Genomic DNA, 346 nt, shown 5'->3' on the forward strand with positions numbered 1-346 from the left:
TTTTCATAAATGTTCGATAACACCAGAAAGGTTCAAGTTTGTCCTTTTTGCCTACGTATTAATGCCGAACCACATACGGGCACCTCTAAAAACCTCTTAAACACCCCGCTCATCCTGAGCTTGTCGAAGGATGAGTACGGGAAATCAAGGGTTTATATTTTCATGGTTCGACAGGCTCACCATGAGCGGGGGTTTTTAGAGGTGCCCATACATCTATTGCTTGAAACCGGCGAAGTTCCTTTGTCGCGGATCATGCAGTCGCTGCAATTCACCTATACGCAGAAGTTCAATCGAAGGCACAAAAAGGTTGGCCACTTATTTCAGGGGCGATACAAGGCAATTTTGT

1 protein-coding gene is annotated in these 346 nt (G+C 45.1%); it reads left to right on the top strand.

Going from position 1 to position 346, the window contains the following annotated elements:
- Nucleotides 1–9: 9 nt before the first annotated feature.
- Nucleotides 10–346: hypothetical protein (locus COV46_01880; protein ID PIR18000.1), on the top strand; the 337-nt coding region annotated here is incomplete at its 3' end.

It is taken from the genome of Deltaproteobacteria bacterium CG11_big_fil_rev_8_21_14_0_20_49_13 (assembly GCA_002796305.1).
GTDB lineage: Bacteria > UBA10199 > UBA10199.